Consider the following 18,177-nt stretch of genomic DNA (forward strand, 5'->3'; position numbering starts at 1 on the left):
TGACTCTCCCACGGCCCTCTGGAATCCATAGGAACATATCCGGAACAAACCTCTTGCCGAGGCGGAACGGCCGCAAACCCCTGCGGGCGAAGGAGAATCCTATGGCCTCGACCGATCTGTCCTCGCTGTACCGCGCCGGGGGTGCCGCCGCTGCGCGTCCGCCCGGCGCCGGCAGCGTTTCTAGGAATCATGCCCTTGCCGGGCTCAAGGCGCGTATTGCGGCGATCGAGGGCGAGCCGGTCTGCCGGCTGGAAAACCCGGACGGCGGCGGGCAGGGCCAGGTGGCGCGGCGCAGCGCGCTGGCGCTCACCTCGCTCGGCTGCCCCGAGGCGGACGCCGCGCTCGGCGGCGGCTTTCCCGCCACCGGCCTCAGCGAGATCCATCTCGACGAGACGCGCGACGGCGGCACGCTGTCGGGCTTCGCCCTCGCACTTGCCATCCGCTTCGGCGCCCGGCCCGGCCGGCCGCTGCTGTGGATCGGCGACGCCCTTGCCTTTGCCGAGGCGGGCCTGCCCTACGGGCCGGGGCTCGCCGGCTTCGGCCTCGACCCGGCCTCGCTCTGCCTGGTGCGCACGAAGCGGCTGGAGGAAGCCGCCTGGGCCGCCGAGGAGGCCGCTGCCTCCCCGTCCTTGGCGATGGCGATCCTCGAGATCCGCGGCAATCCGGCCCGGCTGGGGCTGGAAGGCACGCGGCGCCTGCATCTGCGGGCGAGAGCCGCCGGCCTGCCGCTGCTGCTCCTGCGCCAGAGCGCCCGGGCCGAGGCCACCGCCGCGCCGCTGCGGCTGCGCATCCGGCCGGGACCCGCCGCGCCCGTCGCCGATCTCGCCGGCGAGAAGCGGCTGATCGGCGATCCGGTGTTTGCCGTCGCGGTGGAAAAATCCCGCGCCGGCCGTCCCCACGATGTTCTCCTGGAGTGGAAATCCGATGAGCGACGTTTCGATGCCGGGGAGCCGGCGGCCGCGCTTTCTCGCCGTGTCGCTGCCGAAACTGTCGACCGACCGGATCCGGCGCGCGCGGATGGGGCGGTTCTGGCGCTCCGACGCGCGGGCTGAGGCGGGCGCCGAGCCGGCACCGCTGGCGCTCTACGCGCCCGTCGGCAGCGCGTTTCACATCGCCGCAATCTGCGACCGCGCCGAGACGCTGGGGTTGTTGCCCGGAACCGGGCTCGCCGAGGCCAAGGCGCGCTTCCTGGGGCTGGAGACGCTGGCGGCCGAGCCGGATGCCGACCGCCGGCTGCTCGAGGCGGTGGCCGACTGGTGCGACCGCTACACGCCGCTGGTCGCGCTCGATCCGCCGGCCGGGCTCGTCCTCGACATTTCCGGCTGCGCGCATCTTTTCGGCGGCGAAAAGGCGCTGATGGACGATCTTCTTGCCCGGCTGTTCCACCAGGGTTTCCGCGCGAGCGCGGCGATCGCCAGCCATGCCGGCACGGCTTTGGCGCTGGTCGGACACGGGGACCGTCCCTGCGTGCCGGCCGGGGCCGAGCGCGCCGCCGTGCTGGCCTTGCCGGTCGCCGCGCTCCGCCTCGCGCCGGATCTCGAGGCGATGCTGCAGCGGCTCGGGCTGAAGAGTATCGGCGCGCTGCTTTCGCTGCCGCGCGCCGGTCTCGCCCGGCGTTTCGGTGCCGGCCTGCTCGATCGGCTCGATGAGGCGGTGGGCCTCGCCGAGCGCCCGATCGGGCCGCGCCGGCCGGTCCCGGCGCTACTCGCCGAACGTCCGCTATTCGAGCCGATCAGCCTCATCGAGGATGTCGAGCGCATCCTGTTCGGCCTCGCCGGCCGGCTGAAAATCGATCTGGAACGCCGCGGCGAGGGCGCGCGGCGGCTGGAACTGTCGCTGTTCAGGGTCGACGGGGCGGTCAACCGCCTGATGGTCGGCGCCGCCCGGCCGGTGCGCGAGCCGTCGCGCATCCTGCGGCTGTTCCGAGAGCGCATGAAGGGCCTCGGTGAGGATTTCGACGCCGGCTTCGGCTACGACCTCGTCAAGCTGGCGGTGCATGACACCGAGGCGATGGCGGAGGTCCAGACCGACCTTTCCGGCGAGAACGACGGCGACGACGCCTTTGCCGGGCTGGTCGACCGGCTGGGCGCGCGGCTCGGCGAGGCGCATGTCCTGCGGCTGAAGTCGGAGGCGAGCCACCGACCCGAGCGCGTCGGCAGCTGGCGGCCGGCGATGGCGGCGGCGCCTGCGCCCTGGCCGGCCGCCGCCGTCGGCGCCTCGGGCGCGCCGCGGCCGCTGCGCATGCTGGCGGTGCCGGAACCGGTCGAGGCGAGCTTCGAGGTACCGGACGGCGCACCGCTGAAATTCCGCTGGCGCCGGGCGCTGCATGTGGTTCGCCGCGCCGAGGGGCCGGAGCGCATCGCCGCCGAATGGTGGCGCGAGGCGGATGCGGCGACGCGCGATTATTACCGGGTGGAAGACGACGCCGGGCGGCGCTTCTGGCTGTTCCGCGAGGGCCGCGCCGACCCCGAGATCGATCCCGAGTTGCAGATCCCGGACGGAAGGCCGGCCTGGTTCATGCACGGGCTCTTCGCATGAGGATCGACCCCTACCGCCCGCCGCGGCCGTTTTCCGAGATCGGCGTCGCCAGCTGCTTTTCCTTTCTCGCCGGCGCCTCGCAGCCGGAGGAGCTGGTCGTCACCGCGCACCGGCTGGGCCTTGCGGGGCTCGGCCTTGCCGACCGCAACAGCCTCGCCGGCGTGGTCCGGGCCTATCAGGCGGCGAAGGAAGCGGCGCTTCCCTATGCGCCCGGCGCCCGGCTGGTGTTTGCCGACGAAACGCCCGACATCTTCGCCTATCCGCGCGACAGGGCCGGCTGGGGCCGGCTCTGCCGGCTGCTCAGCCGCGGCAATCTGCGCACCGAAAAGGGTGACTGCCTGCTGACCCTGCCCGACCTCCTGGAATGGGGCGAAGGCATCAACCTCGCGCTGCTGGCGCCGGCGGCGCTCGGCGGCGGCGCCGAGGCCGAGCCCGTCGAGACGGCGGTCGCCGCCAGCCTCGACGCCTTGGCCGAAGCCTTTCCGCAGCGTGTCTGGCTGGCGGCGGCGCCCGCCCATGACGGGCTCGACCCGCGCCGCCTCGCCCGCGCCGCGCGGCTGGCCGGACACTGCCGGACCCCGCTTCTCGCCACCAACGACGCCTTCTACCACGCGCCCGCCCGACGCCGGCTGAAGGACGTGATGACCGCGATCGCCGCCCACGTCCCGATCGCCGAGGCGGGCACCATCCTGACCCGGAACGCCGAGCGCCACCTCAAGGCGCCGCGCGAGATCGAGCGGCTGTTCCGCCACCATCCGGCGGCGGTCGAGAATGCCGGGCATTTCTTCTCAGGCCTCGGCTTCGACCTGAAGAGCCTCTCCTACGAATATCCCGACGAGGCGCTGGGGCTGATCCGCAGCCCGGAAGACGAGCTCCGCTTCCTCGCGCATGAAGGGGCGAAATGGCGCTATCCCGAGGGCGTGCCCGAGAACGTCACCACGCAGATCGACTACGAGCTGACGATCATCGCCGAGCTGAAATACGAGCCGTATTTCCTCACCGTCCACCACATCGTCCGCCATGCCCGCGAGCACGGCATCCTCTGCCAGGGGCGCGGCTCGGCCGCCAATTCCGTCGTCTGCTTCGCCATTGGCATCACCGAGGTCTCGCCGGAGCGCGCCGGCCTGCTGTTCGAGCGCTTCATCTCGTCGGACCGACGCGAGCCGCCGGACATCGACATCGATTTCGAGCACGAGCGCCGCGAGGAGGTGATCCAGTACATCTTTGAGCATTACGGCTGCGACAACGCCGCACTCGCCGCCACCGTCATCACCTATCGCGCCCGCTCCGCCGCGCGCGAAGTCGGCAAGGCATTCGGCCTGTCGCAGGATGCGGTCGCGGCCCTTTCCGGCTCGATCTGGGGCGGCTATCACGCCGGCGATCTCGGCGATCGGGAGGCGGCCGCCGCAGGGCTGTCAGCCAGCGATCCCACCACCGCCAACGTCCTGAAATATGCCGAGGAAATCGCCGGCTTCCCGCGCCATCTCTCCCAGCATGTCGGCGGCTTCGTCATCACGCGGGGGCGCATCGACGAGGTCGTGCCGATCCTCCACAGCGCCATGGAGGGGCGCACCATCGTCGAATGGGACAAGGACGATCTCGACGAGCTCGGGATCCTCAAGATCGACATCCTGGCGCTCGGCATGCTGTCCTGCCTGCGCCGCGCCTTCGACCTGCTGGAAGCTCATTACGGGCGGACGGTGACCCTCGCCCAGCTCTCCGAGTCCCAGGATGATAAGCCGACTTATGAAATGATCTGCCGGGCCGATACGCTGGGTGTCTTCCAGATCGAGAGCCGGGCGCAGATGACCATGCTGCCGAAGCTCAGGCCCAACTGCTTCTACGACCTCGTCATCGAGGTGGCGATCGTGCGGCCAGGTCCCATCCAGGGCGACATGGTCCACCCCTATCTGCGCCGCAAGATGGGACTGGAGGAGGCCACCTATCCGAGCCCGGAATTGAAGGACGTGCTCAAACGAACGTTGGGCGTGCCGCTGTTCCAGGAGCAGGCGATGAAGATCGCCATCGTCGCCGCCGGCTTCACCCCCAACGAGGCCGACCGGCTGCGCCGCGCCATGGCGACGTTCCGGCGGGTCGGCACCATCCACACTTTCCAGAAGAAGATGGTCGAGGGCATGGTCGATCGCGGCTACGAGCGCGACTTCGCCGAGCGCTGCTTCAAGCAGATCGAGGGCTTCGGCGAATACGGCTTTCCCGAAAGCCACGCCGCTTCCTTCGCGCTGCTGGTCTACGCCTCCTGCTGGCTGAAATGCCATTATCCGGACGTCTTCGCGGCCGCCCTCCTCAACGCCCAGCCGATGGGCTTCTACGCCCCGGCGCAGATCGTGCGCGACGCGGCCGAGCACGGCGTCGAGATCCGACCTGTCGACATCAATCATTCGGCCTTCGACCAGACGCTGGAGGAAGCCCCCTTCGACCCCGGCCGCATGAAGCCGCGCCACCATTCGATGCAGGGCGTGATCAAGACGCGCCATGCGGTGCGGCTCGGCTTCCGACAGGTGAAGGGCCTCGGCGAGGCCGAGATGGCGGCTTTGGTGGCCGCGCGTGGCGCCGGCTACGATTCGGTCCGCGACCTCTGGCTGCGCTCCGGGCTGAAGCGCGCGACGATCGAGCGGCTGGCCGATGCCGACGCCTTCGGCTCGCTCGGGCTTTCCCGCCGCGATGCGCTCTGGGCCTGCCGGGCACTCGATCCGAACGGCGCCGCCGAGCGGCTGCCGCTGTTCGAGCGCGTGTCGGCGGCCGAGCTGCAGGCCGAGCCCGATGCGCATCTGCCGCCGATGCCGGTCGGCGAGGAGGTGATCAACGACTACCGCTTCCTGTCGCTTTCGCTGAAGGCGCATCCGGTCTCCTTCGTGCGGCGCGAACTCGACGCCCTGCGGGTCATGCCGGACGAGAAGCTGGAGCGGCTCGCCTCCGGCAGCCGCGTCAGCGTCGCCGGCCTCGTCCTCGTCCGCCAGCGGCCGGGCTCGGCCAAGGGCGTCATCTTCATGACCATCGAGGACGAGACGGGCGTTGCCAACATCATCGTCTGGCCGAAGACCTTCGAGCGCTTTCGGCCGATCGTGCTGGGCGCCCGCTTCGTGCGGGTGAACGGCAGGATGCAGGCCGATCACGGCGTCATCCATGTCGTGGCTGAGACCATCACCGACCTGACGCCCCTGCTGATGGGCGTCGCGCGCGGCGAGTTTCCCGCCCATGCGGGTCTCGCGCCGGCCGACCATGTCCGCAGCCCGCTGCACCGACCGAAAATCCGGACAACGGTCGAGGCCAGCCCGACAAACGCCGCGCCGGACGCGGCTTTCCTCGGGGCCTCCCTTGGCGCAGCGCTGGCCCGGGCCGACGAGGTGCGCCGCCCTGTCGACGAGGGCCGCCTGCAGAAGAAGCTCCTGCATCGTCATCTGCGCATGGTCGCCGCCGGAAGCGGCCCGCCCGACCCCGCCAACGATCGCGAGGTTCGCCGGATCCTGCCGAAAGGGCGGAATTTCCAGTGAGGGTCAGCCGCAGGGGTCAACCGCCGCCATCGCACGGGCTGCTGTCGGCCGATGACCCCGTCTTTCAACGGCGGCAAGGCTCGCCTAGATGGGCGCAGGGATCCGCGACGAAGGACAAGACGCATGACGGCAGAGAACGACGCGACCGGTTGGCGCGGAAAGATGGCTCCTGGCCTCGACGACATCGAGGCGCTGGCGATCGAGGCCTATGCCGAGCTGCCCGAGGCCTTCCGCGCGCTCTGCGGCGACATCCGCTTCCTGGTCGCCGACTTTCCCGATGACGATGTCGTCAAGGAGATGGCGCTCGAGAGCCCGTTCGACATTCTCGGCCTGTTCGAGGGCCGCGGCGTCGGCGAGCTGGCGACGCCGGTCACCGGCGAGATGCCGAACCGCATCCTGCTCTACCGCCGGCCGATACTCGACTACTGGGCCGAGCACGAGGAGACGCTCGACTATCTCGTCCGCCACGTGCTGATCCACGAGATCGGCCACCATTTCGGCCTGTCTGACGACGACATGGAGACGCTGGAGGAGAATGCCGACTGAGACGCCCTACTGCTCGCCGAGCTTCATCGCCGGCTCGTAGTCCTTGCCCTCGACGGTCTTCGTCACCGCCTGGCCGCAGCGCATCCTGCCACTCGCCGCATCGAAGGCGTAGATCGGGGATCCGTGCAGGTCCCAGCCTTTCGACAGTGCCAGCGAGACCTTGTGGCAGAAGGCGGCATCGTCGTCGCCGGTGAGCAGGCGGTAGAGCTTCATGGGCGGGGCATCCTTTCGGTGTGTCGATGCTCAACGGCCGCGATCGCAGCCTGGACGGCCAGCAGCTGCCGCGCCTGTTCCAGATGCAGCCGCTCGACCATCCGGCCGTCGATCTGGATGACGCCCCTGCCTTCATTCGCCGGGTCGGCAAAGGCCGCCACCACGCGCTCGGCGCGGGCGACCGCCTCGGGCGACGGGCCGAAGGCGGCGTTGGCAGCGTCGACCTGCGCCGGATGGATGAGCGTCTTGCCGTCGAACCCCATGCGCCGCCCCGCCGCGCATTCGGCGGCGAAGCCGGCCGCGTCGCGAAAATCGGCATAGACGCCGTCGAGCGTCGCCAGGCCATGGGCCTTTGCCGCCAGGACGATCCGCATCAGCCAGGGCAGCAATTCGGCCCTGTCAGGCCCGGGTTCGACCCCCGTCGACAAGGCGATGTCGTTCGGTCCCACCACCAGGGCGTCGAGGCGGCAGCTCGCGGCGGCCGCGGCGAGCGCGTCGACGTCGAGTATGCCGCGCGGCGTCTCGATCATCGCCCACAGCCGCATCGACGTCGGCGCGTCGGTCTCAGCCAGCGCGTCGGCCACCTGCTTGAGCCCGGCGACGGTCTCGACCTTCGGTACGAGCATGGCGTCGACACCGGCGCCCCGCGCCATGAGGAAATCCTCGGTCCCGTAGCGACTGTCCAGCGGGTTGATGCGCACGATCCGTTCGCCGGGAAAACAGCTCTCCGCCAGATGGTCGCGCAGCCGCTCCCGCGCTGCGTCCTTCTCCTCGGGCACCGCAGAATCTTCCAGATCGTAGATCAGCCCATCGGCGACGAGCGACGTCGACTTCTCGAGAGCCCGGGGATTGGCGGCGGGCACGAACAGCAGGGATCGGCGGGGACGCGGAGCGAAGGTCATGCGCCCTCTTCGCCGATTCACGTGAAACAGGCAATCGCGTCAGCGCCCTCCGGAGTTTGCCCCGCCCGTCCGAGATGCTATTGCCCTGACGAGACGACACGCCGACAGGGAAGGATGCCGGGGATGCAGAAATTCGACACGCTGACGGGGATCGCTGCCCCGTTGCCGATGGTCAATGTCGACACCGACATGATCATTCCCAAGGACTATCTGAAGACGATCAAGCGCACCGGCCTCGGCAGCGGCCTCTTCGCCGAGATGCGCTACCGCGACGACGGTTCGGAAAATCCCGACTTCGTCCTGAACAAGCCGGCCTATCGCAACGCCAGCATTCTCGTCGCCGGCGATAATTTCGGCTGTGGCTCCTCGCGCGAACACGCGCCCTGGGCGCTGCTGGACTTCGGCATTCGCTGCGTGATCTCGACGTCCTTCGCAGACATTTTCTACAACAACTGCTTCAAGAACGGCATCCTGCCGATCCGCGTCACGCCCGAGCAGCTGGCGCTGCTGATGGACGATGCCGAGCGCGGGGCCAACGCCCGGCTGACCGTCGACCTCGTCTCGCAGACGATCAGCGGCCCGGATGGCGGCACGATCGGCTTCGAGCTCGACCCGTTCCGCAAGCACTGCCTGCTCAACGGGCTCGACGACATCGGCCTGACCATGGAGAAGGCGGACTCGATCGGCAGCTACGAGGCAGCCCTCGCCGAGCGCCGACCCTGGGCGTGACGGCGGGCCGGTTACTCGCAGCGTGAACGGCGGTACGCCTGCCGGCCTTCCCGGTGCCGCATCGTGATCGCGTGGCTCTCCGACAACGAGGCATTGCTCAATCTGGCGGTGAACACCGCCATGCTGGGCGTCTGGATCGTCTATCTGCAGCTGCTGCTTAACGGCTATCGGCGCCAGCGCCGCTCGTCGATCCTGATCACCCGCGGCGCCGGCTCGGGGCTTCGCTCGCGCTGCCTCGTTACCAATATGAGCGTCGAGCCGGTCTACGTGACTAGCCTGATCGCGACGATGATCTCGCCGGCGGGCCGCTACGAGGTGGCGCTCACCGACCTGCGCGACCTGCCGGAGGATCTCGGCGCCGATCCGCGCTCGACCATGGGCCAGGGCAGTCTCGTCACCGGCCAGTACATCGATCTCGGCCATTTCGACGAGTTGATCACGCTTCTCGGGCAGGACCGGCCGGATGCGCCATCGCCCGACGCGGTGAGCGAGCTGGAGCTGGTCGTCGTCGCGCTCTACGGCTCGAGCCACCGACCGGTCGGCGCCGAGCGGCATTTCGCGCTGGAGCCCCGCGACGGGGTGGTTCGGATCGTGCCGCAGACGGTGGAGACGCAGCAGCTGCGTTCGCGTCGCGAACGGCGAAAGCTCCGCCAGCAGCTGTCACGGCACATGTAAAGCCGCCGGCGCCGATAAATTCGGCTTGCGTCAGGCTGCCGCCTCGCGGCGCTGCCCCGTTCCCTCGCGCAGTTGGCGGGCGATTTCCGCCCAGGCCTTCGCCTCTGCCGGCCGCGGCGTCCGCTCGCCGAGCGGCAGCTTCTCGAGCACGTCGAGCAGGATCGTCTGCTCCAGCGCCCGCGCGTCCTTCACCAGGCAGTAGATCATGATGTGAAACTGCAGCTTGCCGAGGTCGCTGGTGGCGACGGCAACCTCGTGGCCCGGCCCGGCAATGTCGGCGCCCGCCTTGCCCGCCGTCAGCCGGTGGAAGCGCGTCGCCCGGTCGAGGTCCCCCGCCAGCGCCTCCGTGGCCGCAGCCTTGATATGTCCCACGATTTCGCGCGGCGATGCCTGCGTTTCCAGCGTCAGGGTGAAGCGATGCGGCGCATACTGGCGCGGCTGCGGCTCGACCCGCACCGGCCCGGTGAGCAGGATCGAGTTCGGCAGCATCACCATGCGGCCCGTACCGGCATGGCCGAGATGATGCGGCGGCAGCTCCATGATGGTCGTCGAGAAAAGCCCGTGGTCGATCACCTCGCCATGGATGCCGGTGAGCTCGATCCGGTCGCCGACCTTGAACAGGTGCCCGCCGAAGCGCAGCACCGAACCGGCGACGCACATCAGCAGCTCCTTCGTTGCCACCACCAGCGCCACCATGACGGCGGCGAGCGAGAACATGATGTTCTGGATCTCGCTCAGCCAGATGCCGAGCAGCGCGACGGCGATGGCCGCGTTGCAGATCGCGCGGATGGTGAAGCGCCGCCGCCGCGCGGCCAGCGCGTCGCAGCTGCGTGTCACCGCCCACTCGACCGTCCAGCGCGAGACCGTGACGCCGGCGAGGATCATCAGGCTGAGCGTGATGTTGTCGGCGACATGCGAAGGAATGAAGAAGGGCAAGAACCGTCTCCCGAACGCCGGCGCCGGCGCGGCGGCCCTTTTGGTGGACTGCGGCCGGCGGGGCGTCATGTCATGCGTTGATCCCCGCTTATCCGCCCGCCGCGGTTAACGGGACCTTGCCGCATTGTGACCATTGCAAGACTTTCTTCAGACCGACGGTTCGTGGCCTGGGCAGGGCGCCCTGCCGGGCGGTTTTGCCGAATCCCCGGGGTGTCCAGCGCCCCTGTTTGGTGTAAAGCCGGCACCACCTGACGGCAGCACAGAGGATCCGCCCCATGGCCACGCGCAAGCTCCTGCTCCTTCCCGGCGACGGCATCGGTCCCGAGGCCATGGCGGAGGTCGAGAAGCTGGTCGCGGTGATGAACGACGTGACGGGTTCCGGCTTCGTCACGGAGACCGCCCTGGTCGGTGGGGCGGCCTACGATGCCGAAGGTGCCCCGGTCTCGGACGCGACGATGGACCTCGCCTTGGCTGCCGACGCGGTGCTGTTCGGCGCCGTCGGCGGTCCGAAATGGGATGGCGTCGCCTACGAGAAGCGGCCCGAGGCCGGGCTGCTGCGACTGCGCAAGGACATGCAGCTTTTCGCCAATCTCAGGCCCGCGATCTGCTATCCGGCCCTCGCCGACGCCTCGAGCCTTAAGCGCGAGATCATCGAGGGGCTGGACCTCTTGATCGTGCGGGAACTCACCGGCGGCGTCTATTTCGGCGAGCCGAAGGAGATCATCGACCTCGGCAACGGCCAGAAGCGCGCCATCGACACGCAGGTCTACGACACCTACGAAATCGAGCGCATCGCTAGAGCCGCCTTCGAGCTGGCGCGCACCCGCCGCGGCAAGGTGACGTCGATGGAAAAGCGCAACGTCATGAAGTCCGGCCTCTACTGGAACGAGGTCGTCACGCGCATCCACCGCGACGAATATGCCGACCTGACCCTCGAGCACATGCTGGCCGATTCCGGCGGCATGCAGCTGGTGCGCGCACCCAAGCAGTTCGACGTCATCGTCACCGACAATCTCTTCGGCGACATGCTGTCCGATATCGCCGCCATGCTGACCGGCTCGCTCGGCATGCTGCCCTCCGCATCGCTCGGCGCCGCCGACGAGGTCACCGGCAGGCGCAAGGCGCTCTACGAGCCGGTCCACGGCTCGGCCCCGGACATTGCCGGCAAGGGCATCGCCAATCCGCTGGCGATGATCGCCTCCTTCGCCATGGCGCTGCGCTATTCCTTCGCCATGATCGCCGAGGCCGACGCACTCGATGCATCGATCGCCGAGGTCCTGGAAAGCGGGGGGCGCACTGCCGACATCATGGCCGAAGGCTGCCGGCGCATCGGAACGAGCGAGATGGGCGACGCGGTGGCCGAACGCTTCCGGGCGCGCTTCTCCAGCTAGATCAAGAAGCCGGCGCCGCTGTGGCGGGCCATTGCGCAGCCGCCACAGCGCAACCCTTCGGCGTTTCATGCATTTTTGCTCCATGAAACCGGAGAAAAGATCATGATCAGAGGCATCCTCAAGGCACTATTCCTCGGCTGGATCGCGAAGAAGGCCAGCCGTGGGTTCGGCGGCAATCGCGCTCCGCAGCGCCGGCCGGATTGACCCAGCGGCTTTGCCGGGGTCACGCAAATGACTGGCAGACAAAACGGCGCCTTCGGGCGCCGTTTTTCGTTGCGCCAGCGCTATTCGAAGCCGATGAAGCGCCCCGAGACGATCGCCGCCGTCCAGATCAGCAGGGACGCCAGAGCGGACAGGCGCAACCTGCGCGTGACAATGCCGAGCGGGCTTTGCACGACCTGCCAGCCACGACTGCGATGCACGACGATCGCATGCACAGCGCCGAGGACGACGAGGCCGATCTTCGCCAGGAAGAACGGGTTGCCGGCATAGTCCACCGGCTGCACCAGGAACAGCAGCGCTCCCGTCAGCACCGCCATCGCCAGTCCCGCCGCGGCGACACGCGGCAGGAAGATCGCCAGCGGCTGTACCGGTACCGCCGTCGCGACGCCGAGCAGGCGCAGATTGAGCGCGAGGATCGATCCGAACAGCGTCGCCAGCGCCAGGATGTGCGCCGCATTGACCAGCGGATAGACATAGAGCGACGTCCGCAGGGCGACGGCCAGCGGCGTCGCCCCGAGGCTGCCCAGGAGGTCGTTGATCATCGCCAGGCCTTGCCGCGCCTCATGCGCCCGGCGTCAGCGTCTTCTCGCGGCGCGGATAGACGTCGTAGGTTTCGCCGTTCACCGTGACCGTCTCGGCCTTGAACACGCGCTCCTGCGGATCGCGCGAGCGATGCCCGGTGAACGAGGCCGTGTCCCCGACCGCGGCGACGCCTTCGACGAGGCCGGAGCGGGCGGTCGCCGAAGGTGGCGCGAGATCGACCCGCCAGACGCCGTCATCGGCGGCGATATCGAAATAGGCATGCGGATTGCCGAGAGACATCGCCTCGATCGTGCCGGCCAGCCGGCTCTCCTCGTCCTCGGTCCAGGCCCAGCCATGATGGGCAAGCGCCGGCAAGGCGGCGAGCGCGGTAGCGGCAAGCGCCACCGGCAGTGTCAGTCTGCTGCGGATCATGGGGAAACTCCCGTGCTGATGAACCCAGCCATGCTGCCTGCATGGCCGACTGGCACCAGCAACTATCGCGCTGCGCGCCGACGTCGCATAAACCTCGCGTGATTGACAATCCGGCCGATCCCGCGCATATCGCCACGATGTCCGCGCGCTCCACCAAAACGCCGTTGATCTGACGCCGCCTGCCCCGATGGTCTCCCCCGGGGCGGAACACGGGCGTGCGAAGATCGGTGGGGAGAGCGAAGGGTGTTTTCATGGGTTACAAGGTCGCCGTCGTCGGCGCTACCGGCAATGTCGGTCGCGAGATGCTGAACATCCTTGCCGAGCGGGGCTTTCCGGCCGACGAGGTCGTCGCGCTGGCGTCGCGCCGCAGCCTCAACACCGAGGTCTCCTACGGCGACAAGACGCTGAAGACCAAGCCCCTCGACCAGTATGATTTCACCGGCACCGACATCTGCCTGATGTCTGCCGGCGGCGACGTGTCGAAGGAATGGTCGCCGCGCATCGCCGCCAAGGGCTGCGTCGTCATCGATAATTCCTCGGCCTTCCGCTACGACCAGGACGTGCCGCTGATCGTGCCGGAAGTGAACGCCGACGCGATCGTCGGCTTCTCGCGCAAGAACATCATCGCCAACCCCAACTGCTCGACCGCCCAGCTCGTCGTGGCTCTGAAGCCGCTGCACGACTTCGCGACGATCAAGCGCATCGTCGTGTCGACCTACCAGTCGGTTTCCGGCGCCGGCAAGGAAGGCATGGACGAGCTCTTCACGCAGTCGCGCGCGGTGTTCGTCGCCGACGAGATCGAGAACAAGAAGTTCACCAAGCGCATCGCCTTCAACGTCATTCCCCATATCGACGTCTTCATGGAAGACGGCTCGACCAAGGAAGAATGGAAGGTGATGGTCGAGACCAAGAAGATGCTCGACCCGAAGATCAAGGTGACCTGCACCGCGGTGCGCGTGCCGGTGTTCATCGGCCATGCCGAGGCCGTCAACATCGAGTTCGAAAAGCCGATCACCGCAGATGAAGCCCGCGACATCCTGCGGGAGGCGCCGGGTTGCCTCGTCGTCGACAAGCGCGAGAACGGCGGCTACATCACGCCCTACGAGTCCGCCGGCGAGGACGCGACCTATATCTCCCGCATCCGCGAGGACCAGACGCTCGAGAACGGGCTCAACATCTGGATCGTCGCCGACAACCTGCGCAAGGGCGCGGCGCTGAACACCGTCCAGATCGCCGAGCTGCTGGTCAATCGCGGCCTCCTGAAGTCCGCCAAAGCGGCCTGAGGCTCTTACCTCGCAATGCAGCGGCCTCGGGGAACGGTCCAGCCGGCTCCGAGGCGCGCGCGGCGCCCCGCAATGCGGCGCCGCGCGATGGGAGGCCACCACCTCAGACGGTGATGGTGTCGCTGTGGCCGAATCCCTTGGCATAGTCGAGCACCGAAATCACCACCGGCGTCAGCCGGAAGATCCGCACCTCATCGGGTCCCGGCATCGGCATCGGCAGGGTCGTGGTGGCGGGATATTTCGCCGGCATCAACCGCAGCGCGGTTTCCGCTTCGGCGCGATCGGTCACGGCTTCGGCCCGCGCGGCCATCGAGAGGCCGGTGATCGCCATCAGATCCGGCGTATCGTGGTCGATGGTCAGCGAGACGCGGTCGTCATGCGCCAGATTGGCGGCTTTCTGACTGTCCAGGGCGCACAGGAAATACAGCGTCAGCCCGACGCTCGCATAGCCGACTGTCGTCGCCTGCGGCCACCCGTCGGGCCGCAGCGTCGCGATCGTCATGATCCGATGCCGGTCCAGAATGTCGAGAATCTTGGCTTCGAGTTCGCTGTCCATCGTGACGCGCTCCGAGAGGACGACATGTCCCCATCATCGAGCGGTCGGTTCCGCCGGGCCTTGATCCGCGTCAAGCGACCAGGCGTGGCGTGACGGCGAGGCAACAAGCCGCAGATATTGCCGCTCGCCTTGCGTCAGCCCCATTCCAGTCATTTGTGCTGTCTAACGCACTTGGGATCGCACAGAGGCCGCGCGGGTGAGCGCTGCCCGCTATTGGCTGGAAAGACGCGCATGAAGAAGATCGCTCTCGTACTCGCCCTCAGCACCGCTCTCGCGGGCTGCACCACCAATCCCTACACCGGTGAATCGCAGCTATCGAACACGGTAGGCGGTGCCGGCGTCGGCGCAGGCGTCGGCGCTCTGGGTGGCTATCTCGTCGGTCGCGCCACCGGCGTCGATGCCGGGCGCGCGGCGCTGATCGGCGCCGGCATCGGCACGATCGGCGGCGCCGGCGTCGGCGCCTACATGGACAACCAGGAAGCCAAGCTGCGCGCCCAGCTGCAGGGCACCGGCGTCTCGGTGACCCGCGTCGGCGACCGCATCATCCTCAACATGCCGTCCAACATCACCTTCCCGACCGACCAGTCATCGATCCTGCCGGGCTTCTACTCGACCCTCACCTCGGTAGCGCTGGTGCTGAAGGAATTCGACCGCTCGATCGTCGACGTCTACGGCCACACCGACAGCCAGGGATCGGACGCCTACAACTTCCAGCTCTCGCAGCGGCGCGCCTCCTCGGTCAGCCAGTATCTGGCGAGCCAGGGCGTCGATCCGCGCCGCCTCAATACGCAGGGCTTCGGAGAGACCCAGCCGGTCGCCTCCAACGACACCGAATCCGGCCGGGCACAGAACCGCCGCGTGGAGATTGCCATCTCGCCGCTCACCGCTGGCTGACGGACCAGCCACGGCGGCCAAACGACAAAAGGGGCGGCGTCTCGCGACGCCGCCCCTTTTTTGTCTCGACTGCGGAAGGCCGATGATGACCGGCCTTCGAAGCTCAGTAGTTGCGGCCGATGACGCCGCCGGCAACGGCACCACCGACGCCGCCAACGACCGCGCCGCCGGTCCCGCCGACCGCATCGCCGATCAACGCGCCCGAGACGCCGCCGATGCCCGCTCCGGCGACCGTCCGCTGGGTGCGGCTGCAACCGGCCGAGACGACCAGCGTCGCTGCGACAAGTGTGATGACCGCGGATCTGATGACCATATCGAATACTCCGTCGTGACGCCCTTCGGGCGCCTTATGTCTCTGTCCCGTCAGGAGACATAGCGGCGGGGGCAGCACGCGACCAGCGCAGCTTCTGCCTGGTGGTTCACATAAGAGTCATCGGCTCGCACGTCTGCGGACGGAGAGGCTGCCCAACGGGGCGGACCCGCGGCTCATATGAGCCCGAAGCGCCAAATTTCACGACGCTTAATCGGTCGACGCCGCGTTGCCCGGCTCGGCGATCCTGCCACCGCCGTCCAGAAAGACCGGCTCGAACAATGGGACAAGCCGGCGCGCACCGGTCCGCGTCAAATGGTGTGCGTCGAAGTAATTCGGATAGCCGCCCGTCGAGAACTCACACGCCCCTGCCCCGCAGAAATACGGAAGCGGATCAAGGAACCGGACCCGGCCCGGATATTTTTCCGAGAGGCGGGCAAACAGGCCGCGATGTCGCTGCCCCAGCGCATCCTGCATCGCCTGATGGCCTGATGGAATCTCGCCTTCCCGCCCATCCATCGCGAGTTCAGCGCGCCATCGCGGGTCAAAACTAGCTGCCCCCGGCGTTCCACCCGTGAGCCAGACGGTCATTCCGGCTTCGACAAGCCGACCAACGTCATTCGCGACGGCAGCGGCATCGAGATCGTCCGACCATAGGGAGATCGCCAGGACGTCGCTGATCCCGACCGAACCGGCCGCCGCAACAAGCCCGTCGAAGACGCTGCGCGGGCAGCCACCCCTCGCCCCATGTTCCCCGAGGTCGCAGTTCCGGACGGTCAAATAGACGGCGCGCCCTTGCTCGTCGCCCAGCGCGGCCAGCTCTTCGTCGAGCTGATCGGCATGGGAGTCTCCGACGACGAGAACCCCGTGGTCCGTCGCCTCGTTCACATGGCACATCTCGGCACCGGGGTTGATGAGCCTGAACAGCTTTGGACATCGATAGGGCGACCGCTCCTGCGCCGCCAGAAAGAGCGTCTGGATCGCCGGCGGATACCGAAAGAGCGCGCCGTTCGTAGCCAGGAGGCCGCCCGCGACCGTGGCGATGACTGTCGAACAGGCGAAGCAGGAAAGCACCAGCTTCCGGCCACTGGCCCAGACACGCCGCTGTCGCACCGGCTGCTCGACCAGCCGGTAGCCGAGTGACGCCGCAGTCAGCGACACCCCCAACGCCAAGGTCGCTTCGCCGGGCGCCAGAAATCGCCCGAGCGCGATCGACGCAAGCGAGATGACCGGCCAGTGCCAGAGATAGAGCCCGTAGGAAATGCGCCCGATATAAAGGGCCGGCGCCCAGGTCAGGACGCTGTGCTGGTCCCGCTGGATATGCAGGAGCACCAGGGCAAGCGTTGCGGCAGCGCAGGCCAGGCCGGCATGCCAGCCCGGGAAGCCGGCGTCCTCGCCCGCTGCAAGGCCTGCGACGCCCACCGTCACGACCGCCGCAACGACCAGATGCTTCACCAGGGGCCGATCCGCCTTCGCGAGCCTCTCTGCCAGGAGAAACGCCAGGATACCGAGGCCGATCTGCCAGACCCTAGTGGGAAGCATGAAGAAGCTGGTCTTCGGCGAGATCGGGGAGATCGCCAGCCCCGCCGCGAGGGAAAGCGCCGACAGTCCCGCGACGAGGGGCAGCAGCCAGGCCGGCTTCCAGCGCAGTACCACGATGAGCAGGCCGAACGACAGATAGAACTGCTCTTCGACCGCCAGGCTCCACGTATGGAGAAGCGGTTTGGTCAGCGCAGCGTCGAAATAATCGCCTTCCAGCCAGAAAACGAAATTCTGGAGATAGAGTGGCTGAGCGAGAAGCGATCGGCCGAACCGGACAAGTGCGTCCGGCGTCAGGATGAATGTTGCGGCGACGCTGGTCGCCAGCAGGCAGAGGGCGAGCGCGGGGGTCAGCCTGCGAAGGCGCGCCAGATAGAATTCCCGCAACGTGATCTGCGATGCCGTCAGTCGGTGGAGATAGCTCCGGCTGATGACGAAGCCCGAGATCACGAAGAAGACGTCGACGCCGATGAACCCGCTGGGAACCCACTCGGGGTAGGCGTGGAACAGCAGGACCAGCATCACGGCGATGGCGCGGAGAAAGTCGATCTCCGGGATAAAGGCAATCCTCCGATCGGATTCCATCGACAGTTCGACCTGCTCTTCGTTGATCGGCGGAACCTGACCGTGGCGGCGATAATAGCATGCGCGGATCACAACGCAGGGCAGCGGGAACACTTTGGCCTGCCGCTAGTACACGCCGCGGCATCGACCGGCCACGCGGATGCCGGACAAAGATATCCTCTGCTGCCGGCACTCCTTGCGTGAACGCGCGCCTTGCCACAGCGCGCACTTGTCTCCGGACGCACGAACGCCCCCGTTTTTGGGACGGGGGCGTTGGTAGGATATGGCGATGTGTATTGGGTATTTGTGTGAAGTTTTTCACGCTTGCGATTTGCAGACCTGGCGGCGACCGACTTTCCCGCGTCTTGAGACGAAGTATCATAGGCGCTGGGGCGTTTCACGGCCGAGTTCGG

At 67.9% G+C, this 18,177-nt stretch carries 17 protein-coding genes; 9 read left to right on the top strand and 8 right to left on the bottom strand.

Annotation, left to right across the window (positions count from 1 at the left end; all coding sequences use genetic code 11):
• Nucleotides 1–101: 101 nt before the first annotated feature.
• From GGR03_RS14355 to GGR03_RS14370, 4 genes are all read left to right on the top strand, one after another.
• Nucleotides 102–1,052 carry an ImuA family protein gene (locus tag GGR03_RS14355; RefSeq protein WP_183209137.1) on the top strand — a complete coding sequence of 317 codons (951 nt, stop codon included), beginning with the start codon at nucleotides 102–104 and terminating at the stop codon, nucleotides 1,050–1,052.
• Entirely contained in the window at nucleotides 1,018–2,538 is a 1,521-nt protein-coding gene (locus GGR03_RS14360; protein WP_343058795.1) for a Y-family DNA polymerase, read from the top strand. The genes GGR03_RS14355 and GGR03_RS14360 overlap by 35 nt, the downstream gene beginning before the upstream one ends.
• The gene (locus tag GGR03_RS14365) at nucleotides 2,535–6,050 is read left to right on the top strand and encodes an error-prone DNA polymerase (protein ID WP_183209140.1); all 3,516 of its coding nucleotides are present in this window, start codon (nucleotides 2,535–2,537) and stop codon (nucleotides 6,048–6,050) included. Before GGR03_RS14360 ends, GGR03_RS14365 begins: the two co-directional genes overlap by 4 nt.
• Nucleotides 6,051–6,173: 123 nt before the next feature.
• Nucleotides 6,174–6,596 (top strand): metallopeptidase family protein, encoded by a 423-nt coding sequence (locus tag GGR03_RS14370; protein ID WP_183209142.1) that lies wholly within the window; start codon nucleotides 6,174–6,176, stop codon nucleotides 6,594–6,596.
• A gap of 6 nt (nucleotides 6,597–6,602) precedes the next feature.
• Here GGR03_RS14370 and GGR03_RS14375 read toward each other — a convergent pair whose 3' ends face one another.
• Both GGR03_RS14375 and GGR03_RS14380 read right to left on the bottom strand, forming a co-directional pair.
• Nucleotides 6,603–6,809, bottom strand: coding sequence for a DUF1737 domain-containing protein (locus tag GGR03_RS14375; RefSeq protein ID WP_183209144.1), 207 nt, complete (start codon nucleotides 6,807–6,809; stop codon nucleotides 6,603–6,605).
• Nucleotides 6,806–7,711, bottom strand: coding sequence for an HpcH/HpaI aldolase/citrate lyase family protein (locus tag GGR03_RS14380; protein WP_183209145.1), 906 nt, complete (start codon nucleotides 7,709–7,711; stop codon nucleotides 6,806–6,808). Before GGR03_RS14380 ends, GGR03_RS14375 begins: the two co-directional genes overlap by 4 nt.
• Before the next feature lie 123 nt (nucleotides 7,712–7,834).
• Between GGR03_RS14380 and leuD the strand changes: the two genes are divergently transcribed.
• Nucleotides 7,835–8,440 (top strand): 3-isopropylmalate dehydratase small subunit, encoded by a 606-nt coding sequence (gene leuD / locus GGR03_RS14385; RefSeq protein ID WP_183209147.1) that lies wholly within the window; start codon nucleotides 7,835–7,837, stop codon nucleotides 8,438–8,440.
• Between the two features lie 63 nt (nucleotides 8,441–8,503).
• Nucleotides 8,504–9,115 (top strand): hypothetical protein, encoded by a 612-nt coding sequence (locus tag GGR03_RS14390; protein WP_252920260.1) that lies wholly within the window; start codon nucleotides 8,504–8,506, stop codon nucleotides 9,113–9,115.
• Nucleotides 9,116–9,145: 30 nt separating this feature from the next.
• Here GGR03_RS14390 and GGR03_RS14395 read toward each other — a convergent pair whose 3' ends face one another.
• Nucleotides 9,146–10,051, bottom strand: a complete 906-nt coding sequence (locus GGR03_RS14395; protein WP_246367966.1) for a mechanosensitive ion channel family protein — start codon at nucleotides 10,049–10,051, stop codon at nucleotides 9,146–9,148.
• A gap of 275 nt (nucleotides 10,052–10,326) precedes the next feature.
• Between GGR03_RS14395 and leuB the strand changes: the two genes are divergently transcribed.
• The gene (gene leuB, locus GGR03_RS14400; RefSeq protein WP_183209151.1) at nucleotides 10,327–11,442 is read left to right on the top strand and encodes a 3-isopropylmalate dehydrogenase; all 1,116 of its coding nucleotides are present in this window, start codon (nucleotides 10,327–10,329) and stop codon (nucleotides 11,440–11,442) included.
• A gap of 284 nt (nucleotides 11,443–11,726) precedes the next feature.
• Here leuB and GGR03_RS14405 read toward each other — a convergent pair whose 3' ends face one another.
• The gene (locus GGR03_RS14405) at nucleotides 11,727–12,206 is read right to left on the bottom strand and encodes a DUF6644 family protein (RefSeq protein WP_210292128.1); all 480 of its coding nucleotides are present in this window, start codon (nucleotides 12,204–12,206) and stop codon (nucleotides 11,727–11,729) included.
• A gap of 19 nt (nucleotides 12,207–12,225) precedes the next feature.
• A complete protein-coding gene (locus GGR03_RS14410) occupies nucleotides 12,226–12,618 on the bottom strand; it encodes a DUF6152 family protein (protein WP_183209153.1) in 393 nt (130 codons plus the stop codon).
• Between the two features lie 251 nt (nucleotides 12,619–12,869).
• On the opposite strand from GGR03_RS14410, the gene GGR03_RS14415 reads away from it, so the two are divergent.
• Nucleotides 12,870–13,901, top strand: a complete 1,032-nt coding sequence (locus tag GGR03_RS14415) for an aspartate-semialdehyde dehydrogenase (protein WP_183209155.1) — start codon at nucleotides 12,870–12,872, stop codon at nucleotides 13,899–13,901.
• Nucleotides 13,902–14,004: 103 nt separating this feature from the next.
• Here the strand turns inward: GGR03_RS14415 and GGR03_RS14420 are convergent, their stop codons facing one another.
• The gene (locus GGR03_RS14420; protein ID WP_183209157.1) at nucleotides 14,005–14,457 is read right to left on the bottom strand and encodes a pyridoxamine 5'-phosphate oxidase family protein; all 453 of its coding nucleotides are present in this window, start codon (nucleotides 14,455–14,457) and stop codon (nucleotides 14,005–14,007) included.
• 231 nt (nucleotides 14,458–14,688) lie between these two features.
• Between GGR03_RS14420 and GGR03_RS14425 the strand changes: the two genes are divergently transcribed.
• Complete coding sequence (locus GGR03_RS14425; RefSeq protein WP_183209160.1) at nucleotides 14,689–15,351, top strand: YiaD family glycine zipper/OmpA-like lipoprotein; 663 nt, start codon at nucleotides 14,689–14,691, stop codon at nucleotides 15,349–15,351.
• A gap of 103 nt (nucleotides 15,352–15,454) precedes the next feature.
• On the opposite strand, the gene GGR03_RS14430 is transcribed toward GGR03_RS14425, so the two are convergent.
• Nucleotides 15,455–15,664, bottom strand: coding sequence for a YMGG-like glycine zipper-containing protein (locus GGR03_RS14430; protein ID WP_183209162.1), 210 nt, complete (start codon nucleotides 15,662–15,664; stop codon nucleotides 15,455–15,457).
• A gap of 207 nt (nucleotides 15,665–15,871) precedes the next feature.
• Complete coding sequence (locus tag GGR03_RS14435) at nucleotides 15,872–17,785, bottom strand: acyltransferase family protein (protein ID WP_183209164.1); 1,914 nt, start codon at nucleotides 17,783–17,785, stop codon at nucleotides 15,872–15,874.
• Between the last annotated feature and the right edge of the window lie 392 nt (nucleotides 17,786–18,177).

Origin of the sequence: Aurantimonas endophytica (assembly GCF_014196845.1) — a bacterium.
GTDB classification, from domain to species: domain Bacteria; phylum Pseudomonadota; class Alphaproteobacteria; order Rhizobiales; family Rhizobiaceae; genus Aurantimonas; species Aurantimonas endophytica.